The sequence below is a fragment of the Lysinibacillus sp. C5.1 genome (genome assembly GCF_016350185.1).
In the GTDB taxonomy this organism is placed as follows: Bacteria; Bacillota; Bacilli; order Bacillales_A; family Planococcaceae; genus Lysinibacillus; species Lysinibacillus sphaericus.
This window is the reverse complement of sequence record NZ_CP066226.1, coordinates 1,290,097-1,310,353: the sequence shown is the minus strand read 5'-3', so window position 1 is coordinate 1,310,353 and position 20,257 is coordinate 1,290,097. Positions and strand designations below refer to the sequence as shown.

The 20,257-nt window shown below is 36.9% G+C and carries 20 protein-coding genes; 6 read left to right on the top strand and 14 right to left on the bottom strand.

The window, feature by feature from the left end; translation table 11 throughout:
* The first annotated feature begins 64 nt into the window (after window positions 1-64).
* The 3 genes from liaF to I5435_RS05955 are packed head-to-tail and all read left to right on the top strand — an operon-like array spanning window position 65 to window position 2,386.
* Window positions 65-745 carry a cell wall-active antibiotics response protein LiaF gene (gene liaF, locus I5435_RS05965; protein ID WP_024361522.1) on the top strand — a complete coding sequence of 227 codons (681 nt, stop codon included), beginning with the start codon at window positions 65-67 and terminating at the stop codon, window positions 743-745.
* Window positions 742-1,779, top strand: coding sequence for a sensor histidine kinase (locus tag I5435_RS05960; RefSeq protein WP_025218886.1), 1,038 nt, complete (start codon window positions 742-744; stop codon window positions 1,777-1,779). The genes liaF and I5435_RS05960 overlap by 4 nt, the downstream gene beginning before the upstream one ends.
* Window positions 1,754-2,386: a response regulator transcription factor gene (locus I5435_RS05955; protein ID WP_024361524.1), complete on the top strand. Its 633-nt coding sequence runs from the start codon at window positions 1,754-1,756 to the stop codon at window positions 2,384-2,386. The genes I5435_RS05960 and I5435_RS05955 overlap by 26 nt, the downstream gene beginning before the upstream one ends.
* Window positions 2,387-2,497: 111 nt before the next feature.
* Here the strand turns inward: I5435_RS05955 and I5435_RS05950 are convergent, their stop codons facing one another.
* Window positions 2,498-3,004: a hypothetical protein gene (locus tag I5435_RS05950; protein WP_337983396.1), complete on the bottom strand. Its 507-nt coding sequence runs from the start codon at window positions 3,002-3,004 to the stop codon at window positions 2,498-2,500.
* Window positions 3,005-3,085: 81 nt separating this feature from the next.
* On the opposite strand from I5435_RS05950, the gene I5435_RS05945 reads away from it, so the two are divergent.
* The gene (locus tag I5435_RS05945) at window positions 3,086-3,724 is read left to right on the top strand and encodes a hypothetical protein (RefSeq protein WP_337983395.1); all 639 of its coding nucleotides are present in this window, start codon (window positions 3,086-3,088) and stop codon (window positions 3,722-3,724) included.
* Window positions 3,725-4,081: 357 nt separating this feature from the next.
* Here the strand turns inward: I5435_RS05945 and tkt are convergent, their stop codons facing one another.
* Both tkt and I5435_RS05935 read right to left on the bottom strand, forming a co-directional pair.
* Window positions 4,082-6,076 carry a transketolase gene (tkt, locus tag I5435_RS05940; RefSeq protein WP_337983394.1) on the bottom strand — a complete coding sequence of 665 codons (1,995 nt, stop codon included), beginning with the start codon at window positions 6,074-6,076 and terminating at the stop codon, window positions 4,082-4,084.
* A 297-nt stretch (window positions 6,077-6,373) separates the two neighbouring features.
* Window positions 6,374-6,607, bottom strand: a complete 234-nt coding sequence (locus I5435_RS05935; protein WP_024361527.1) for a DUF896 domain-containing protein — start codon at window positions 6,605-6,607, stop codon at window positions 6,374-6,376.
* A 172-nt stretch (window positions 6,608-6,779) separates the two neighbouring features.
* Here I5435_RS05935 and I5435_RS05930 point away from each other — a divergent pair, with 172 nt between their 5' ends.
* Window positions 6,780-7,292: a GNAT family N-acetyltransferase gene (locus I5435_RS05930; protein WP_024361528.1), complete on the top strand. Its 513-nt coding sequence runs from the start codon at window positions 6,780-6,782 to the stop codon at window positions 7,290-7,292.
* 56 nt (window positions 7,293-7,348) lie between these two features.
* On the opposite strand, the gene I5435_RS05925 is transcribed toward I5435_RS05930, so the two are convergent.
* On the bottom strand, window positions 7,349-8,011 hold the full coding sequence (locus I5435_RS05925) for a YneB family resolvase-like protein (RefSeq protein ID WP_024361529.1): 663 nt from the start codon (window positions 8,009-8,011) through the stop codon (window positions 7,349-7,351).
* On the bottom strand, window positions 8,011-8,325 hold the full coding sequence (gene yneA / locus I5435_RS05920; protein ID WP_337983393.1) for a cell division suppressor protein YneA: 315 nt from the start codon (window positions 8,323-8,325) through the stop codon (window positions 8,011-8,013). Before yneA ends, I5435_RS05925 begins: the two co-directional genes overlap by 1 nt.
* A 165-nt stretch (window positions 8,326-8,490) precedes the next feature.
* Between yneA and lexA the strand changes: the two genes are divergently transcribed.
* A complete protein-coding gene (gene lexA, locus I5435_RS05915; protein ID WP_024361531.1) occupies window positions 8,491-9,108 on the top strand; it encodes a transcriptional repressor LexA in 618 nt (205 codons plus the stop codon).
* A 141-nt stretch (window positions 9,109-9,249) separates the two neighbouring features.
* On the opposite strand, the gene I5435_RS05910 is transcribed toward lexA, so the two are convergent.
* The 9 genes from I5435_RS05910 to I5435_RS05870 form a co-directional block, all read right to left on the bottom strand.
* Window positions 9,250-9,705 carry a GNAT family N-acetyltransferase gene (locus I5435_RS05910; protein ID WP_025218880.1) on the bottom strand — a complete coding sequence of 152 codons (456 nt, stop codon included), beginning with the start codon at window positions 9,703-9,705 and terminating at the stop codon, window positions 9,250-9,252.
* Window positions 9,706-9,957: 252 nt separating this feature from the next.
* Window positions 9,958-10,680, bottom strand: coding sequence for a gamma-glutamyl-gamma-aminobutyrate hydrolase family protein (locus I5435_RS05905; protein WP_024361533.1), 723 nt, complete (start codon window positions 10,678-10,680; stop codon window positions 9,958-9,960).
* 12 nt (window positions 10,681-10,692) lie between these two features.
* A complete protein-coding gene (locus tag I5435_RS05900; protein ID WP_337983392.1) occupies window positions 10,693-11,445 on the bottom strand; it encodes a prepilin peptidase in 753 nt (250 codons plus the stop codon).
* A 297-nt stretch (window positions 11,446-11,742) separates the two neighbouring features.
* Window positions 11,743-13,833 carry a DUF2339 domain-containing protein gene (locus I5435_RS05895; RefSeq protein WP_337983391.1) on the bottom strand — a complete coding sequence of 697 codons (2,091 nt, stop codon included), beginning with the start codon at window positions 13,831-13,833 and terminating at the stop codon, window positions 11,743-11,745.
* Window positions 13,834-13,924: 91 nt separating this feature from the next.
* Window positions 13,925-14,176 carry a phage holin gene (locus I5435_RS05890; protein WP_024361536.1) on the bottom strand — a complete coding sequence of 84 codons (252 nt, stop codon included), beginning with the start codon at window positions 14,174-14,176 and terminating at the stop codon, window positions 13,925-13,927.
* Between the two features lie 450 nt (window positions 14,177-14,626).
* Window positions 14,627-15,307, bottom strand: coding sequence for a 4'-phosphopantetheinyl transferase family protein (locus I5435_RS05885; RefSeq protein WP_108029593.1), 681 nt, complete (start codon window positions 15,305-15,307; stop codon window positions 14,627-14,629).
* An 88-nt stretch (window positions 15,308-15,395) separates the two neighbouring features.
* Window positions 15,396-16,199 carry an ABC transporter ATP-binding protein gene (locus I5435_RS05880; protein WP_025218877.1) on the bottom strand — a complete coding sequence of 268 codons (804 nt, stop codon included), beginning with the start codon at window positions 16,197-16,199 and terminating at the stop codon, window positions 15,396-15,398.
* 33 nt (window positions 16,200-16,232) lie between these two features.
* Window positions 16,233-18,587 carry an ABC transporter permease gene (locus I5435_RS05875; protein ID WP_337983390.1) on the bottom strand — a complete coding sequence of 785 codons (2,355 nt, stop codon included), beginning with the start codon at window positions 18,585-18,587 and terminating at the stop codon, window positions 16,233-16,235.
* 55 nt (window positions 18,588-18,642) lie between these two features.
* Window positions 18,643-19,965 (bottom strand): MFS transporter, encoded by a 1,323-nt coding sequence (locus I5435_RS05870; protein ID WP_024361540.1) that lies wholly within the window; start codon window positions 19,963-19,965, stop codon window positions 18,643-18,645.
* Window positions 19,966-20,257 lie beyond the last annotated feature (292 nt).

Below are 20,257 nucleotides of genomic sequence, written 5' to 3'. Positions count from 1 at the left end.
CACTAAAAGCGGCGCATTATTTCTTGTTGTAAAATATTACATAGTAGAAAGAAAGGTGACCCTTTTGCAAAACTTCACAACTAATAAACTCACATTTTGGGTACTATGCTTCTTTTTACTCGTATTTGTAGAGCTTACTATTTTCAATAACGGCGGTGCTTTTTGTTTATTAATCGGTGCTGTCCTGCTCTATTTAAGCTTTTCAAAAAACAAGCGATTTTTAAAATGGACAGGAATTTTCTTTATTGCAATTGCTCTCTTTACGATGTGGAGTTTGCGACTATTTATCGTCATACTGCTCTTATACATGCTCTATCAATACTTACAACGAGAAAACGAACCGAAAATCGTCACATTGGAATTTGATAAGTTACCGGCAACTAAAAACGAACTATTCGGTACAATACCTGCGCCTGAAGATGCTTACAAATGGCAAGATGTACAAATTCAACGACTCGCTGGTGATATTACAATCGATACAACGCAAACAGTTTTACCTGCTGGCCCAAGTCTCGTTACGATTCGACAAGGCATTGGTAAAGTACAGATTTATGTCCCTTATGAAATTCCTTTTCGCTTACACTACACAACGCTATTCGGAGACTTTACATGTTTGCAAGGACATCCACAGCGGCTTCTGAATGAAAGTATCGTGTTCTCAGATGGCAACCCTGAGGATGCAAAACGTACCCTCGTCATTCACGTCGCTACATGGCTAGGAGATTTGGAGGTGCTACGTAAATGATTGCCTTTCTTTCTAGAGCTTTCTCTATATTTTTCATATTGATTGGCGCGGCATTCGGTCTCCTTTTTGCGATTTGGGGTGAACCAAATGAAAAAGTATGGGAACCTTTGTGGCAACAAGACTATGATAATATTCCATTAGGTGGCATAATTTTAATCAGTCTCTTTGCGCTTAGTTTCTTTATTGCAAGCTGGATTAGCATGACTGCACGCGCGCGTGAGGCGCAAGCAACTCGCTTTGTAAAAGAATTAATCGAGCCGGATTTTGTTTTACCTAAAAAACATGCACTACCGAAGCCACTGAAAAAAGCACTTGTTCAAACGAGCGAATTGATTGATACACAGCGAAAAAGCTTACAGCGCCTTTCCAATGAACGAGCAGAAGCCAATGATAAAGTGATTCAAGAGCGCATTATTGCCGAACGTCAACGACTTGCACGTGAGCTCCATGACTCGGTTTCACAACAATTATTTGCCGCTTCAATGTTACTTTCTGCCTTAACGGAAAGCGATGAAAATGCCAAAAGTTTAAAGCAAGTAGAAAAAATTGTACAGCAGGCCCAGCTAGAAATGCGCGCATTATTATTGCATTTACGCCCTGTTGCACTGCACAATAAAACCCTCGCCCAAGGCTTAGAGGAATTAATTATTGAACTACAACAAAAAGTATATTTTCATATAGAATATGAACTAGAAGAAATAGCTTTAACAAAGGCTGAGGAAGATCACCTGTTCCGTATTGCTCAAGAAGCATTATCCAATACATTGCGCCATTCTAAAGCAACAGAAGTTGAACTACTTCTTGTTGCCCGAGACAATCTTGCTATTTTACGCATTCAAGATAATGGTCTTGGCTTTGATGTAGAGGCTGATAAATCGACTTCCTACGGTTTACAAAATATCGCTGAGCGAGCCGTGGAAATTGGTTGTAGGTATAAAATTGTTTCGGTACCTGGAGAAGGTACAATAGTGGAGGTAAAAGTTCCGCTACAGAAGGAGGTTGTTGAAGTTGATTCAAGTATTAATAGTGGATGACCACGAGATGGTACGAATTGGCGTATCTGCCTACCTGTCAGCACAGCCTGATATTACTGTTGTGGGGGAAGCTGAAAATGGCGTCGAAGCTGTTGAACGTGCGCTCGCCCTTCGTCCTGATATTATTTTAATGGACAATGTCATGCCTGTGATGACCGGAGCTGAAGCAACTGTTAAAATACTTGAAGCTTGGCCAGAAGCGAAAATTATGATGGTCACAAGCTTTTTAGATGACGATAAAGTGTATCCCGCTTTAGAGGCTGGTGCGATTAGCTATATATTAAAAACATCCAATGCTAAGCAAATTGCCGATGCCATTCGTAAAACAATGGGCGGAGAAACTGTTTTGGAGCCAGAAGTCACATCTAAAATGATGCACCGTATGCGCTATGGAACAAATACACCCCTTTATGAGCAATTAACTGAACGTGAAATGGAAGTTCTTTTGTTAATGGCAAAAGGCAAGGCAAACCAAGAAATTGCGGATGACTTATACATCGCCTTAAAAACAGTGAAAACCCACGTCAGCAATATTTTAGCCAAACTAGACGTTCAAGATCGAACACAAGCTGTCGTCTACGCCTTTCAAAATGGTTTAGCAAAGTAATTTTTATTAATGTCGCTAGGTTTGTGGCGGTTCGCCGAGTTTTAGTGGCGATCGTAACATCGAAAAGATCAAAAAATACCGCAGCGCTCAATAGGAGCTTGCGGTTTCTTTTTAATTATTTGTTTGTATTAATCTAGCTAATAAATCAAATAAACTCCAATAACCTTTTATTAAATCCCCATTTGTATTTCCATTCAAAGCAACGCCAAAAGTAGTACCTTGATAATAACCGATAAAATAATCTTGAGCTTGATTTTCAAATGTATTTTCGTACGTGTGGTTAGGAATAATAAAAGCTGAAATAGCTTTGTCTGACTGAACAAATACAATCGGTATAGAGGAATTTAAATAAAATTGAGTATATTGTTCGTCGGAAGCTTCTTGTAAATAATCTTTCGTAATCATGATAGCATCAAAAGAATCTTCATTTTTTTTATGTAAATCTTGTAACATTATTTTTTTAAATTTTATATTGTTTTCTTTAATTAACGAAGGTATTTCCCCTACAATCCCAATTTCTATAACTTCATGTTTTTTGACGATATTTACTTCTTCATTTGAACATCCCACTAATAAAAATAAAAAAGCAAAAAAAGAAAAAAAGTATTTTTTAATCATTTAAGCTCACCTTTTACATTTTTTTATGCTTTATGATAAAATTTCTTTTAATAATATTATCATATTGAAAGGATTGAGGATATGAAAAAAATATTGTTATCGCTTTTGATATTAGTTTCCATTTTTGCTTTTCAACTGACGTTTTCAGGAACAATCGCAGAAGCACAAGAGAGTTCGAATTCAATTGAAATTATTGATGGGACATCATTAAGCGAATCCGAGCTAGAATCTATTCGCGATAATGAAGAATATATGATAGAACTTACATATAACCAGGCTTTAGAAAGAGCTGCTGAAGTTTCTGGTAAGTCAATAGAAGAATTAAAAATACAACACCCGCCTTATAGTTTCAGAAATCCAGCAGCTTGTGGTTGGCTGGAAACAGCAACAACACTTTCTGTAAGAAGTTACAGACCACAGCTAATCGTTATCATTGAAACTTGTCGACACGGATCCTTTGGCTGGGTAACAAAAAAACAACCTTTTTTACAAGAGTTTAAAGCGGGTAGTAAAAAATTTGATGGAACCATCAAAGTAGATTTGGATAACACAGGATATACTTATGTAGTAAATGGTTCATTCTATGATCATGGAACAGTAAGTCATACTGGAACTACAGGAATTGATGCAATATTTACTGCAACTTACGCTGTATCTTATGCGAGTAATTGGTATGGTAGCCTTTATACGGGTCTTCAGTATAAAAGAGTAATTAAATAAAATTAGAGTAGCGCTTGCTACTTTCAGATTGTCGACAAAAGGTATCAAGCAATTCAACGCGGATGCCTTTTGTATTTTTTTACCTTTTTATGGACAAGAAATATATTTTTGCCACATTGAATATAGTCTTCCACAATACCCTTTCCGTTAAGTAGCTTACCATGTACAAGTAGCCAGCTTTTTTCATTGTTGTAAAAGTAAACATCGCCCGCAATGGAAATCAACGGTAGTTGTCATCTACATATATTTTTAAAATAAAAAAAAGACTGTAGACAACCTCGAAAATATCCGAGTTTGTCTACAGTCTGACCGTAACGCTTAATTAGAGCTTACGGTATTTTTTATGGAAGCCAAATCTTATAGTGCTTTAACTTTTGCTACAACGTTTTCTACAGTGAAACCGTATTTTTCCATAACTAACTCACCTGGAGCAGAAGCGCCGAACTTGTCGATTGCAAGAACGTCACCTTCAAAACCAGTATATTTGTGCCAACCGAATGATGCACCCATTTCGATTGCTAGACGTTTTGTAACAGCTTTTGGAAGAACCGATTCTTTATATGCTGTATCTTGTTTTTCAAAGCGATCCATTGAAGGCATTGATACGACTGCAACGTCCATACCTTCAGCTTTTAAAGCTTTTTGCGCTTCAATTGCAAGTGAAACTTCAGAACCTGTTGCAATTAAAATAGCATCTGCTACTTCTTTCGATGCAGGTGAAACAGTGTAAGCACCTTTTGCTACACCTTCACGAACTGTTTCGATTGACGCGTCAAGCACTGGTAAGTTTTGACGAGATAATACTAATACAGTTGGTGTTTTTTCTGATGATACTGCAAGCTCCCATGCTACTGCTGATTCGTTCGCATCTGCTGGACGAACAACAGAAAGGTTTGGCATTGCACGTAATGAAGCTAAATGCTCGATTGGTTCATGTGTTGGACCATCTTCCCCTACAGCGATTGAGTCATGTGTGAATACATATGTCACAGGAAGACCCATTAATGCAGAAAGACGTACAGCTGGACGTACATAATCAGAGAATACGAAGAATGTTCCGCCAAAGACGTTAACACCGCCGTGAAGAGCCATACCGTTCATCGCAGCGCCCATTGCAAATTCACGCACACCGAACCAAATATTGCGACCAGCATAGTCATCCGCTGAGAAGTCGCCTGCACCCTTCATCGTCGTTTTATTTGAGCCTGCAAGGTCAGCAGAACCACCGAAGAATGATGGTGTTTTCTTCGCAATCGCATTAATTGCATCACCTGAAGATGAACGTGTTGCTACAGATTTACCTGCTTCATAAACTGGCAATTCTGCTGCGAAATCTTCTGGTAGCTTACCATTCATCGCATCTTCGAATTGAGCTGCTAATTCTGGGAACTCTGCTTTGTAAGCTTCAAATTTTGCATTCCAAGCTGCTTCCGGCTGTGCACCTTGTACTTCAGCTGCTGCATTGAATGTATCATATACTTCAGCAGGAATTTGGAATGGCTCATGTGCCCACTCATACGCTGCTTTAGTTAATACAACCTCATCAGTGCCTAGTGGCGCACCGTGAGAATCTGCTTTACCTGATTTGTTTGGAGAACCGAATCCGATGACAGTTTTCACTTCAATCAGCGTTGGCTTGCCAGTTGATTTTTTTGCTTCTTCGATTGCTTGGTTAACAGCTTCTGTATCTGTACCGTCAGCCACTTTTAAATAGTTCCAGCCATATGACTCAAAACGTTTTTGTACGTTTTCTGAGAATGATTTTTCTAAATCACCATCTAATGAAATATCATTTGAATCGTATAACACGATTAATTTTTCAAGTTTTAAATGTCCAGCTAATGAAATCGCTTCAGCCGCAACACCTTCCATTAAGTCGCCGTCGCCACAAAGCGCAAATGTATAGTGATCGACAATTTCATGTCCTGGTTTATTATAAGTCGCTGCTAAATGACGCTCTGCCATTGCCATACCAACTGTCATCGCAATCCCTTGTCCAAGTGGACCTGTTGTTGCCTCTACCCCAACCGTATGGCCGTATTCTGGATGTCCTGGAGTTAATGAATCCCATTGACGGAAGTTTTGAATTTCTTCCATTGGTAGGCCGTAACCGCCAAGGTGAAGTAGGCTATATAAAAGCATAGAGCCATGACCTGCTGAAAGTACGAAACGATCGCGGTTATACCATTTTGGATTTGCCGGATTATGGCGAAGTTGTTTTGTCCAAAGCGTATAAGCCATTGGCGCTGCCCCCATTGGTAAGCCTGGGTGACCTGAATTTGCTTTTTCAATTGCATCAATTGACAATGTTCGGATAGCATTAATCGCTAGTTGGTCCGCATGTTGAGTCATTATGTTGTGACATCCTTTCTCGTCCTATATATTGTTCTACTACAGTTTAGTCAACATTGTCCTAGAAAACAATGCTTTTGTTATACTATTTGAGATTTATGACATACTTTATCATCATTCTGTAACTTAGACATAGCAATGATAGAAATAACGACAAAATTACTGCCTATTTTGGAGGAAGGTTTAACAAATAAAAAAAGAAACCTTCTTCAGTGAGGGCAAGGATTTTGCTAGAAATCTATAGTGAAATGTCCACGCGAAATGTGTTTGCTTACATCCTGCATGAAATGTGTCATATTAATTTAGAAATTTATTTTTTTTCGCTTGTTTTACCTTCTCAGGCGTTACGTCATTACCTTCTTGATCGACAACTTTAACATTTTCAATTGTATTGCGCATCGTTGCTCTAAATGTATCTAAATATTCTTTGCGAAGGGATGTACGCTCTTTCGCTTCTTCTTCCGTTAAACTGCCCGCTTTAGCTTTTGCTGCTAATTCATTGATTCGATTAATTTTTTCTTTGGATAACATCGTTACACACCTTTCAATACCTTGATGACTTCAGTATGCAAAGTATAGCATGCTTTCCCTTAAAATGCAGTTATACCAACCCTTAATCACACAGCTTAGCCACAATTTACATGACTTCCAAATGTTAGTAGTGTATAACTATTAATAAAGAACACATATTGGGGGAAATAAGGTGAACATTACAACACAGCGATTACATATCCGAAAATTTGAAATACAAGATTGGCAGGCTGTTGTTAACTATATGTCCGATCAAACCGTGATGCACTATATGCCAGAAGGCGTTTTAACTGCACAACAAGTGCAAAAATTTATATCAGATAATCGTGATGAAGCAAAGCATTTCGCCATTGTTTTACAGGAGCAGTCACAGGTTATCGGTCATCTCGTATTCCATCCTTACTTTGGCGAACATACATATGAAATTGGATGGGTGTTAAATCCTGCGTATTATCGTAAAGGCTATGCGTCGGAGGCAGCACAAGCACTATTAGATTACGGCTTCACGAAAATGAAGCTTCATCGAATCATCGCCACATGTCAGCCCGAAAATATCGCTTCTTATCGCGTTATGGAAAAAATCGGCATGCGTCGTGAAGGATTTTTCAAAAAATGTATACCACATGGTGACGATTGGTGGGATGAGTACTATTACGCTATTTTGCAGGAAGAATGGCAAAGTTGAGCTCTCTACTACACTTCAAGACTGTTAGTAGAATAAAAAAAGACTAGCAGTGCAAATTATTTGCCTGCTAATCTTTCTTGATGTTCTTGATAGCGCCTATGTACGGTTGCCTTACTAACTTCGAAGCCAAGACCTCTAAGTGTCATGGCTATTTCTTCAAAAGTAAAGCCCCGATTTCGCAACTTCACAATTTCTTCTACCGGTACTTCCTTGCGCTCCTGACCATTTGGATTGCCACGATTGGACAAGTTATTTTCTGGACGATAGCCATTTTCTACTGCCCGACGCATACCGCGGCGAATTTTCGCATTATGAATTTTACGCTGATACTCCTCTACAATCGCTAATATTTCAAGCAACATCGTGTCCATCTCATTTAATTGGACAGGCCCCGCATCTCGCATCGAAAAAACATCTGTATCTGTTTTTTGCAATAAATGGAGTACAGCCATTCGCGCATTCCCACGCCCTAAACGTGTTTCATCTTGCACAAATAATGCTTGAATTTCTTTTTCTTTAATAAAATCGAGCATCTCCAGTAAACCTTCGCGTTCCACATCATAACCACTATGTTTGTCCTGAAAAACCTGTATCACTTCATAGTTTTGTTCCTTGGCATAACGCAGCAATTCTTCTTGTTGTCGTTCTAATGAAGAACTTTGGGTCTCTTTTTCCGTACTAACCCGGCAGTACAGTACAGCCGTTCGTTTTTTATTCATCATTTTCCACTTCTCGCAATTTCAATAGAATTGGTGGGCATCTTATTGTCACCCACTACGGGTATAACGAGTGATTTCCCTGCAACAATATTAACGCTATGTAATTCGTTCTCGGCTTTCACAAGGTTAATCCAGTCATCCGTACCCATTTTACCACGGTATTGTTCGGCTAACGACCATAAGCTATCGCCATGCTCTATATGAATTTCAGTGTAGGTAATGTCTCCAGGATCAGTTATAAAAAGATAGCCTGCAAATAAGAAAATTGCGCCCAATAAAATTGAAATATGTGTATTTTTTTTAAACCAATTCATGCATCATATCCCCTTTTTAGAATGTTTGTTCGGAATGAATGTTCTTATAATAAAGCGAACAAACGTTTTTGTCAAACACTTTTCGAACCTATGTTTGCATAAGTGTTCGCATTCTGCTATACTATCTAGTAAGAAGAATGATATGAAAAAAAGAGGTGAGCAATCATGAAAAAAGTTTCGAAAAGACAAGAAGACATACTAGCGTTTATCAAAGAAGAAGTACGCGCAAAGGGCTATCCACCATCTGTACGTGAGATTGGTGAAGCAGTTGGACTTGCATCAAGCTCAACAGTTCATGGACATTTAGCTCGTTTAGAGCAAAAAGGCTTTATTCGACGAGATCCTACTAAACCGCGTGCAATTGAAATTTTAGAGCCTGAGGATTCGATTCAAAAGCAAAGTGTTATCCATGTACCACTTGTAGGGAAGGTTACTGCTGGATCTCCAATTACAGCGATTGAAAATATCGACGAATATTTCCCTTTACCGGATATTTACGGGACAAGCGAAGATCAGTTATTTATGCTAGAAATCATGGGTGAATCGATGATTGAGGCAGGAATTTTTGACGGGGACTTAGTCATCGTCAAGCAAAAGGCAACAGCCGATAACGGTGATATCGTCGTAGCCATGACCGAAGAAGATGAAGCAACTGTCAAACGCTTCTTTAAAGAAAAAAATCATTTCCGCTTACAGCCAGAGAACGCTACAATGGAACCGATTATTGTAGACCAAGTTTCGATTTTAGGACAAGTTGTCGGCTTATATCGCCGTGTACATTAATGCATTCTTATACTAATTTCGCGAAAAAATAATGTTCGATTAGGAAAGCCACGAAATGTTGATGGGATAACATTCGTGGCTTTTGCATGTGTGCTCAAACTTACATTTAGGAGCGTTTGATGGCATATATCATTAAGTTCATCAACGTGATAACGATTGTTTAATGTTCTTATGTAGAAAGATGATTCTTTCTATTTCTTCAAAACCATTTTTTTTATAAAATTCTTCGGCAGGTATCCCTCTATCTGTCAGCAGTACAATGTTATCTATTTTGTTATTATCGAGTTCTTTAATTAAATGATTTAACAGCGCTCTTCCAATTCCCTTATTCTGCTGTTGTTGTTTTACGTACATTTCATTAATAAAGAATTCATCTCCGCTCCACCAAACTCTATTGACTCCTAAAATACAGCCTAAAATCTCGTCATTTTCTATTGCTAAAACGCCTAAGAATCCAGGTGTCTGATAAAAATCTAATAAATATTTTTTAGCTTGCGAAAATGTCCATTTATCATTCCAAGGCGCATCATTAAATACTTCAATAAATGTTTCGGTACATTTACTTAAATCCTCTTCCACTAATAATTTATATTCCATTACAACCACCCCTTTATTTAACATATAAATACAATTATAACATTTATTATTAATCCTTTGTTTCACTGTAATTACCTGAAGAAACTCTGCGTAACTGCCTTTTGCCTTGAAGTAATTATCAATTTGCATAGTTAGAATTTCTCTTAAACTATACCTCCAATTATGACAATAAAAATACAGCCTTTTCTATGTGAAAGACTGTATTTAAAGGCTAAACTATTAAATTTTCGTTTGGTTTCTTAGCTGTCATCCCTATGCTTCTCTTTTATATAGCATGCTCGCTTTAACGAAAGCTGAAAAAAGTTTTTGTGCAGCAATATCTCCTACAATTGCCTGTTCTTCTGGGTGCCACTGAACTGCTAGACAAAACGGAAACTCTTCATGGACCACCGCTTCGACTAGACCATCACTAGATTTTGCTGCAACGACTAGCTTCTCTGCTAAAACATTTACTGCTTGATGATGAAAGGAATTAACAGCAATTTTTTCTTCTTCAATAATTGTTTTTAACAATGTATGAGGTGTTATGTGAACATAATGCGTTGCGACGCCACGAGCTGCTTGTTGTGCATGTTTTAACAGTTTACTACTATGATATTCACTATCAACATCTTGGTATAATGTTCCACCTAATGCAACATTGAGCATTTGAATACCACGGCAAATACCGAATATCGGCATTTTCCTTGTAAAGGCTGCATTAAGTAAGGCCAGTTCCACCTTGTCTCTCTCCGGGTGTATCTTTCCTAGCCTTGGTAAAGGTTCAGCACCAAATTCAAATGGATGAACATCGTGCCCACCCGATAAAAGTAAACCATCCGTTAACGATAGAATTTGTGCCGCATCTTCCTCTACCCCCAGCGGAATAATAAATGGGATCCCTCCAGCCTCAATAATGCTTTCGCTATAGGCTACATTTAATCTCGATGATAAATCATCTTCCGCAAACGCCGTTATACCTATAATTGGTTTCATCTATCTCCCTCCTTACCATAATCCTACATACCACTGTATTATGACATTTCCATAGAAATACACTATGACCGCTGCTAGTGCGATGGCAGGGCCAAATGGAATCGCTGTTTTTCTACCTTGCTGGCGCACTTGCAGCACAATCATTCCAGCAACCATTCCAATAACGGCTGCTATAAATAATGTCAATAGTGTGTGGATTGTACCTAATACAAGGCCGAGTAAAAAGAATAATTTTATGTCGCCACCACCAATTCCACCACGCGACACAACTGCGATACTATATACTACGCCAAAGCCAACGACAGCACCTACAATACTATCCCACCAAGGCGTCAAAGGCGCTAGCATACGCCCAATCACCAATAATGGCAAAAAGCACAATAGCACTTTATCTGGTATAAGCATATAGGTAATATCCGATACAACCACAATCACCAATAATGAAATCAATAATAATGCCACGATAAATTGTTCACTAAATCCATATTGCCAATATGAAAAGGCAAATAATATCCCGGTCAGCAGCTCGATGAATGGATAAATCCATGCAATTTTTTGCCCGCAGCTACGACATTTGCCTCCTAAAAATATATAGGACAATACAGGTATTAAATCTATTGCCGTCAATTGCCTCTGACAGGTCGTACAGTGCGATGGTGGTTGGATTAGCGACTCCTTCATCGGCACACGTAAACCTACCACATTAAAAAACGAACCAAATACAAGTCCAAATACGAATACAAGTATTGTATAAGCCATTTCCATTTTTCTTACCCCCTAAACTAACATAGTGCTTATACTTGTTGTCCTTTATAATAAGGTTGTGACCTCGACGGTCGTGGTAATAGTAGACTCTACATTCTGCTAATGTTTCTAGTTTGATTTCACTATTGGTGAATGATAATTATAAAATTCTACAGCCGCTATGCGTGTTCCTGTCACCACTTTATTGACAATAATACTTTCAAAGAGCACGTATTTGAGTGGCTTTTTTACGCCAAAACAAATTTACCGTAAAATAAAAGACCATTTACTAGTCACACTAGTAAACAGTCTTTATTTTTATTTCCTCAACAATCTGCCCGACAGTAGCATGCCGATGCCACCAATTGAGATGAAAAGTATTGCGCGTATTAATAAATCGAGTGCGGATAAGTCGAAGAATATCAGCTTTATAAAGGCGATGGCTAATATGATAAAGCCGGAAAGTCGAAGCATTCGTAAGTGCCGCACTGCGCCAAGCCAAAGTGATAGGCTTGCCGTGAGAAAGAGCGTAATTGTTGTTAGTGCAATGCTAAGCTTCCAATCTAGTAAGTCGTTATAAGCAAGTTGTGACACAAGACCACATACTGCTAGCATCGCACTTACTACACCTATACTAACAATGGCATCTAAAAATTTCGGCATATAGTCTTGATAGATTCGATAAATACGTCCCTTCATGAGCAAATCCAGGATGATAGCCTTAATCGTAGCAATGAAGGTTAACCGTGTCATAATATTGAGCCATTCAATCCCCTGTATATTAGAAGGAATAACGTTTAACATAAATGTAAATAACAAGAATAACACAGTCAGCACTGGCGTTAATGCCCGCCCTTTAAATGTTACTGGTAGAAACAGTGACACTACAAACAACAATACAATGCTAATACTCATTAGATGTGGGGTATTACTAGCACTTACAATATAAACACTATCCAGCTTGCCTATATAGGCGATAAAGTAACTAGCTGTAATAACTGCTATTATATCAAGCACATATAAATCTTTCATCCATTTCTCAAAGGCATTTAATGTTTCTTTACGACGTAATGCATACATATAAATAACGAAGAGATATACCCCTGGCATCAATAAAGCGAGATGTTCTATACTAAAAAATGGGGTTGGCTCGTGTATAACAAAGCTAACAATCATTGCCACGAAAAACCCTATTGAACTGACAACTTTCATCACACTTGCTCGAAGTCGCAAGCTCATCATAACGCCTGCAAATAGTATGAATGGAAGAAGTAAATCATCTACTTTTTCTGGTATATTCATAATCAACAGCGTATTACAAAGTGTAATAAATGCGAGTGTTACGGCACTATCAAATGCCTCCTGCCATTTTTGCTTATAGCCATAACCCGCTATAACTATAAATAACATACATAAACCGAACAGTAGGAGCTCTTTATAATCAAGTGGACTACTTATCAAGTTCATCATTAGTAAGCTAAAGACCCCTAAACTAAATTGCAGTCCAACATAAATATGCTTCCACTTCGATTCAACATTATACAAGCGACACCAACTCGTGTAGAAAATAGCGAGTGTCATGAACAAACCTAAGGCAAACATTCCTTGATTATCATTATTCATAAAGGCGACAATACTAATTGCCAAAATTGAGAAAAAAGTAGCGACATAAAGCGCAATTTTTTGTTTATGTTGAAGAATAACAAATTGCAACATTGTAAATAAGACAATGACAAAGAATAATATAATGTATGCGCTAAAATCCATGTATTCTAGTAAATAAGGTAATAACAATGAGGTGAAACTGACAAATAAAGTAAGTACCTCATTTTTCTTTAGATAGCTGATTGCTATGCCATAGCCAATGAATAGGATGGCAATAAACAATGCTAATGTTAAGCCCAATACATCGTATAGCATAGCACCAGCAGCAGTAGTTAAAATACCTACGATAAATGCCCCTCCATATAAGGAAATGGTTACGGCTGATGACCCTAGCTTTTTATGTTCTACTACATATGCTATGGTTGCTAATGCGATGGATAATAAATAAGCGAGGATGATTTTTACCTCGTTTGATAAGTAGCCATAATCACTAACTAGTTTTAGCCCCCATAACACACCCAATACTAAAATAACCATAAATACTTTCGGAAGCGCCCACATAATTTGCTCTTCGATTGAACGCCCTTGTTGTACATTTGTTTTTGCTGTTGGTATTGGTGAAGTTGGTGGTGTTGGCTTAGCTTTTGCGATTGGTAAGGCAGATTGGCCAGTGATGGATTTGTTGATGTTTTGTATCGTAGTCTTTTCTTGTGACTGTCGGTGCTTTAACTCATCCATTTCCCGCCGTAACGCTACCATCTCTTTTTCTAGCTTAGCAATTCGCTGCTCCATTTCTAGCGACAATTCATCATCCCCCTTAGCGATTAGAATTTTCTTACATTATATCATATTCACTTTTATTGTAAAATTACACTTTTATAAATATCATTAAATTTTATCGAGGTTTTCGATACATTAAGGCACGTTCACTATCACTGGTACCGCTCGTAGTCGGATCGACAACAACCCCCATTAAAACAAGAATCGATAACACTGTATTCAAAATGGACGTTAGTTGCTCACTCATTGCACTTGTTAAATCATAACCAAACAAGGCGCCCACTTGTTGAGCGAGTAGTAACAGCATGGAAAATAAAGCTAATAAAAACGGCTTATGCATGAATCGAATCTTCCAGTTAATTCTCATAAATGCTCACCTCCCCCCTCCTCACCACAGTATATGCACCACGTCACTTGACACATATGCAAAAATATAGCTTTAACGAGGAATAAATGAATGCTTCCTCCCAAATTGTCGTTACACTTTCTATCAACAATAGGCGCTAACGTATCGAAGATTTACATGGATTAATCGATGATTTACACCGACTTATCAGTGCTTACAACCTTTTCTATGAACTAAAAGTTACAACTTCACATACTATAGAAAGGAACGATTTGATAAAGGGGATGTCAAATGTCTTGTAGGGAAAGACCCGATGTGTGGGACGAAGATGGAAGAGATATTGAGCGTTGGGAAAATGACGGTGGTCGAAGTAATTTTACGAAATACTTCTAAGCGGCTATATAACGGTTTCCAAAAACCCTGTAAAAAAAGCAGGCTGTCCTCTAAATAACTAGGACAGCCCGCTGAACATTACCATATATCAAGATGGTCAAAAGAAACAATGGAAATCGGTTCTTTCGATAACTGCTTGGAACACAAGGCAACGATATGACAATCATCTAAATCAAACAATTGAAAGCTATACTTTTGTGACAGTTGGTTGCTTTCATACAGTTGTATTGTTTCGGGTTGAATGCAAAACGAAAAAGAATCAAGTGGCATAGTCAATCCTTTTCCCTCAGCCTTTACATAACTTTCTTTCAATGTCCAAAGTTTATAAAAATACTGTATTTGTTTGTCTTTTGGTTGACTTAAAATATCTTGATACTCACTGCTTGTAAAATAGGCTTTTGCAATGTCCATCTCTATCATTGCTACTTGTTCTATATCTATTCCAATAGGCGTATCACTCACTGCACATACAACCCAGTCACCTGAATGCGCCAAATTAAAATGAATCTGATCGAAATTTTGAAGATTAGGCTTACCATATTCATTGATAGTGAAATGAATATGGTCATTTGTCATGCCAAAGTCCCTCTTTAAAGAATGACGCAGAAGAACTTCTGCCAATATAGAGCGCTTTTTATCTTCATCAAAGTGAAATTTACTTACTTTTTCTTTTCTTTCAGCAGATATCCTTAGCTCAAATTGTTGGAAAATATCTTGATACGCTTTTTCTGTTATTTTTATTGCATATTTATATATCATTATTGTGCTCCATATAAATTTTAATACTGCTAGTCTTTGGATTTCACTTTATAGTATAATTTTGCAACAAGAAATACAAAAGCGTAAATTACTTGGCCATTTTCTCTTCATCCTTGTTGCTATAAGTATCGGTACTTTCCACTATCCATTTCATAATGCTTTCTTCTCTTTCCTTAATATTGTCAACCTTCGCATCAAATTTATTCATTTTCTTAGAAGCGACAATTTTTCCATCTACCATAAATAGAACTCTTTCAGTTTTTGCAGCAACTTTTGCATCATGTGTTACCAGCATAACTGTTGTTCCTTTTTTATTGATTTCTGTTAAAAGTGACATAATCTCTGTCGCTGATTTAGAATCTAATGCGCCTGTCGGTTCATCTCCAAATATAATATCTGGATCATTAATTAATGCCCTACATATCGCGACCCTTTGTAACTGGCCCCCTGAAGCTTGATTAATATTATTATTTTCAAGCGCTGCAATTCCAGTCATCTCTAGTAATTTTTTTGCTCTTTTATACACTTTAGTTTTATCTGCATCTTTGGATACAAGCGCAGGGAACATAACATTATCAATTAACGAGAGGTTTTTTAAAAGATTTATATTTTGGAATATAAAACCCATATTATTTAAGCGGATCTTCGCTAGATTTTCTTCTTTTAGTTTGCCAATCTCATTCCCTTTAAAAAGTACATCCCCAGAAGAAATTCGGTCCATACCACTTACATTATATAAAAGTGTTGATTTTCCACTGCCTGATGGGCCCATTACGGCTACAAATTCGCCCTCTTTAATTTCTAGATTTACATCTTTTAAAATATGCAGTTCATTATTTTTTCCTAATTCTACTATTTTGTTAATTCTTGTCGCCTCTAAAATATTATTCATATCTATTCCTCCATTGCATCGTCTTTCTACTTCTTAACCCTTTAAAATAACAGATAAATCATCTTTTACAGTTACTTTACAGCACACAGATATCGTAATACCAACTACTACAATTAATGCTAAAGGACATAGTAGCCAAGTCTGCCATGCAACGTTTACTAACTCTATTTTCGCAGCGCCCATAGAAGACATCCCCATACTTACAAGATACTCTCCTAAGTAATTCGAAACTAGTACACCTAGGAAAATTCCTACTAGTAGTACTAGTAGTGTTCCTGCCATATATTGTTGTTTAATATGATTGGCTGTTAATCCCATGCTTCGCATAATAGCGATTTGAGACATATCTTTTGATAATAACATTCTCAGGAATAAGGCTGTAATTAAAACAATAATGATTAATGAAATGGCAATTCCTCCGATAACAACCGTACTCATTTGGCTAATAATATTGCCAAGCGTTTGCTGAGTATATTCTTTAATATCATTGACCTGTGCAGAGGCATATTGGCTTTGATAATATTCCATTTTTTCTGGGATATTGACATCTTTAGCCACATCCATGTTCACTATATACCAAAGAATCGCATTTTCATTTAATTCCAGATTTGTTGTTGCTTTTGCCGTTTTCCCGCCATTTGTAATATCTTGATAGATACCACTCACTGTCATCTTCTTCTCTGCTCCAGCAACCTTTACAATTACCGTATCTCCGACTTTTTTATCTAATCCATCTTTAGAAGCATTCGCATAAGATAGAGCAATTTCTCCATCCTCTTTCGGCGCATATCCCTCCAAATAACTTAGTGGAAATACTGAAAAATCACCGGTTTCAATATTTATATAATCCCATGCACCTTCTGCATTTTTAACTTGAAACGAGCCTGTAATATAAGCAGCGTGTTTTTCAATATCTGGATCATTTGCTAACTCTTCTTGCAATTTTTTATAATCTTCTGTAATCGTATCTGTTTTTCGAAGGTCAATCCTCATATCAGATTTCCCTACACCCATATAAGTAGAGAATTCCGGTGAATTCATCGTATTATATACACTTATTGGAAGTATGATAATAAATGTACAGATAACAAATATAACGATAAGTAATCTATATAATTTGAAACGCTTAAATACATCCCTAATCCCCATATAAATATTGGTACTGAAAAATTTATTTTTTAGCAGGGAGAAGCTGTATTTCTTATTCTTACCGCGTTGCATAATATCTGAACGTAGTGCTTCTACAGCAGAAATCTTATCAATTCGTTTTAGCACTTTCTTGAAGTACAACGTAATGATGAAATAAACAAATAATGGCGCTATAAGAGAAAGTACATATTTCAAGTTACCTGATAAATCAGAAGATATGTAAAGTCTCATATTCCCCGTAAACAGATTAACAACTACAAAGGACAGTAAATATCCCACAATACCTGCAACTACAGATATAGCTCTATACTTATTAAGATATACCTTTTTAATATCTTTCTTAGAGATTCCGATCGCTTTCATTACACCGATTTCTCTTAAATCCTCATCAATCGTTGCTAAGAATGTCAGTCTAATACAAAGCGATGCAATAATAATAAGCAAAATACTAATCAGTATAATAACCATTGCTACAATCGTATCTGACATTGCATTAAAGATTAAGAATATTTTTCCGCCAACTGTAGGTCCATTTGCTGGAAGACCTGCATCAATATATGCTGTCTGAACAGCTTGAGCATCGCCAGTCTCATGTAGTTTGAATTGAATTAAATATTCGCGTTCGCCTACTTGATTGACCAACATTTCATTATAATCAGATTGATTGATAACAAAACGTTTTGACGAAGTAAGTGAAGAATTCATCTCATAATCTCGGGCATAATCTGAAATAGTAAAGTCCTTTTCATAATCGCCTCTTTTTACCGTAATCGTTTCGCCAACTTTTAAGTCATATTGCTGCATAAAATAAATAGGAACAGCTACAGTCCCTTCTTTTACGTCCAACTTATTGTTGTTTAGATCCAATATATAGTCAAAACTTTTATTTTGAACAACAAATGATATGTCCTGTACAGTACCTGCCATTGTATTGTTGTTTCCAAAATGTATATTATTTCCATCTAAAGTGAGAAGAACCATCGTTTCCTGCATAGCAATATGTTCACGTTGTTCTTCTGTAAATTTATCAATATCTCGCTGATTATAATCTCCTGCATGCATCTGCGTGATATCGGCTGGGTGTGCTCTTTCTTGCAGTTCTGACATTGACTGCGTTAAATTTGCAATGATATTTGTTGCACTAGCTCCTAAGATTACTGCCATCGTTATAAAAATAAATATTGTTGCCGTAACAATTTTCTTTCTGTAGCAATCATTCTTTACCATCTTCAGAAACAAAGCTATTCCTCCTTCATCTAACTACACGACTTTACTATTTATTAAATTTTTATTATTAAATTGACTGCTCAGTTGGTATTAACTCAGTATCTTTTTGTTTTTCCATTTCTCGAATACCTTTAGATTTTGAAACAAATAATGCCGTAATTATTAGTCCTACTCCAGAAAGAATGATTAAAAAACCAATTCCCCTTGTTTCACCAGTACCTATAATTTTTCCAACAGAATTTGCTAGAACGCCTCCTTCAACTAACGCTGGGTTAAATACGTAATCGGCCAGAACACCTGCAATAACGTAAGCAACGACGAAACCTATTTGTGATATTAAAGAAATCAGTCCCCATGCTCTACCTTGCTTCTCATTGTCTATCGATTTTCGTATTAAAACATCAATACATGTCGTTGCAAATGGTAATGAAGCAAAGAATAAAAATCCGGAAATAATAATAACTGGGATACTTGTTGTGGCGCCGAATCCTGCCATCGTTATACCAGATACAATGAAACTAACGACCATTACTTTTACAAAATTTCTTTTGATAATTCCTGTACCGATTAAAATACTGGATACCATCATACCGCATGCTACAACTGTCTGAAGTATTCCGGTTGTTTTCTCACTCGCAAATGATAAAATCATAGGTTTTGATAGTACTTGAATAATTCCCATATAGAACATTAAAACGGAAACCAGTACTATAAGAAGCATAACCCCTTTTGATTCAACAATAATTTGCCAGCCTTCTTTTAAATCTTTGAAAAAGTCTAAATCTTTTTTCTCCAAAGGCTTTACCGAAAGCGATTTTCTTACAAAAAGAATTGTTGAAACTGTTACAGCAAGTGTCAAAATATCAATGATGATAATTAATTCCATACTGTAAAATGCTAAAATTAGACCACCAATAATTGGTGAAATCAAAAATTTAGAAGAGGAAGCAATCCCCACCATACCACTTGCCTTAGCATATTCATCCTCTGATAGTAAATCCGTTAGTGTTGCTTTATACGCTGGATCTAATAATGATGCGAAGGCTGAACTAAATCCTACACAAAGACAGATTTGCCATACTTGAATATTTCCTGTATTCATTAGCACTAATAACAAAACGAGTCCCAACCCTGAGACACAATCACCAATAATCATAAGGAGTCTTCTGTCAAATCGATCTGCAAGAACTCCTGCAGCCGGACTGAATAAAATCATGGGAAGTAGCGCTGCCATTTCAACCATAGCAACATCCAATGCGGATTTCGTAAGTTGCCAAACGTATACGCCAAGACCGAAGGCAGTCATACCAGTACCGATATTAGATATCAGCTCCCCCATCCAGATGACCAAGAACTTTTTAAATCCTGCATCTGTCTTTACGTCATTCATAATTCGAATCCTCCTTCGTTTAAAAATTTACTCCAATATTATTTTACAATTTTATCCGTTAAATAACACATATATATTTGAATTTTTTTTATTTTTTTCCATAATCTAATACCTTTTTATATGTAAAAACAGCTTCAAATATCGGTTTCTCATTTTCAAGTATTATTGTTATGCAAGCAGTCCTCTTTTTATTTCCGTAAAACACGCTCTTTCTGTCTGCGACACTCTGTTTATAAAAGTTGCACCATTCAATTCCCAGATCTAAGAATCCATAGACCTGGGAAGAACAGTA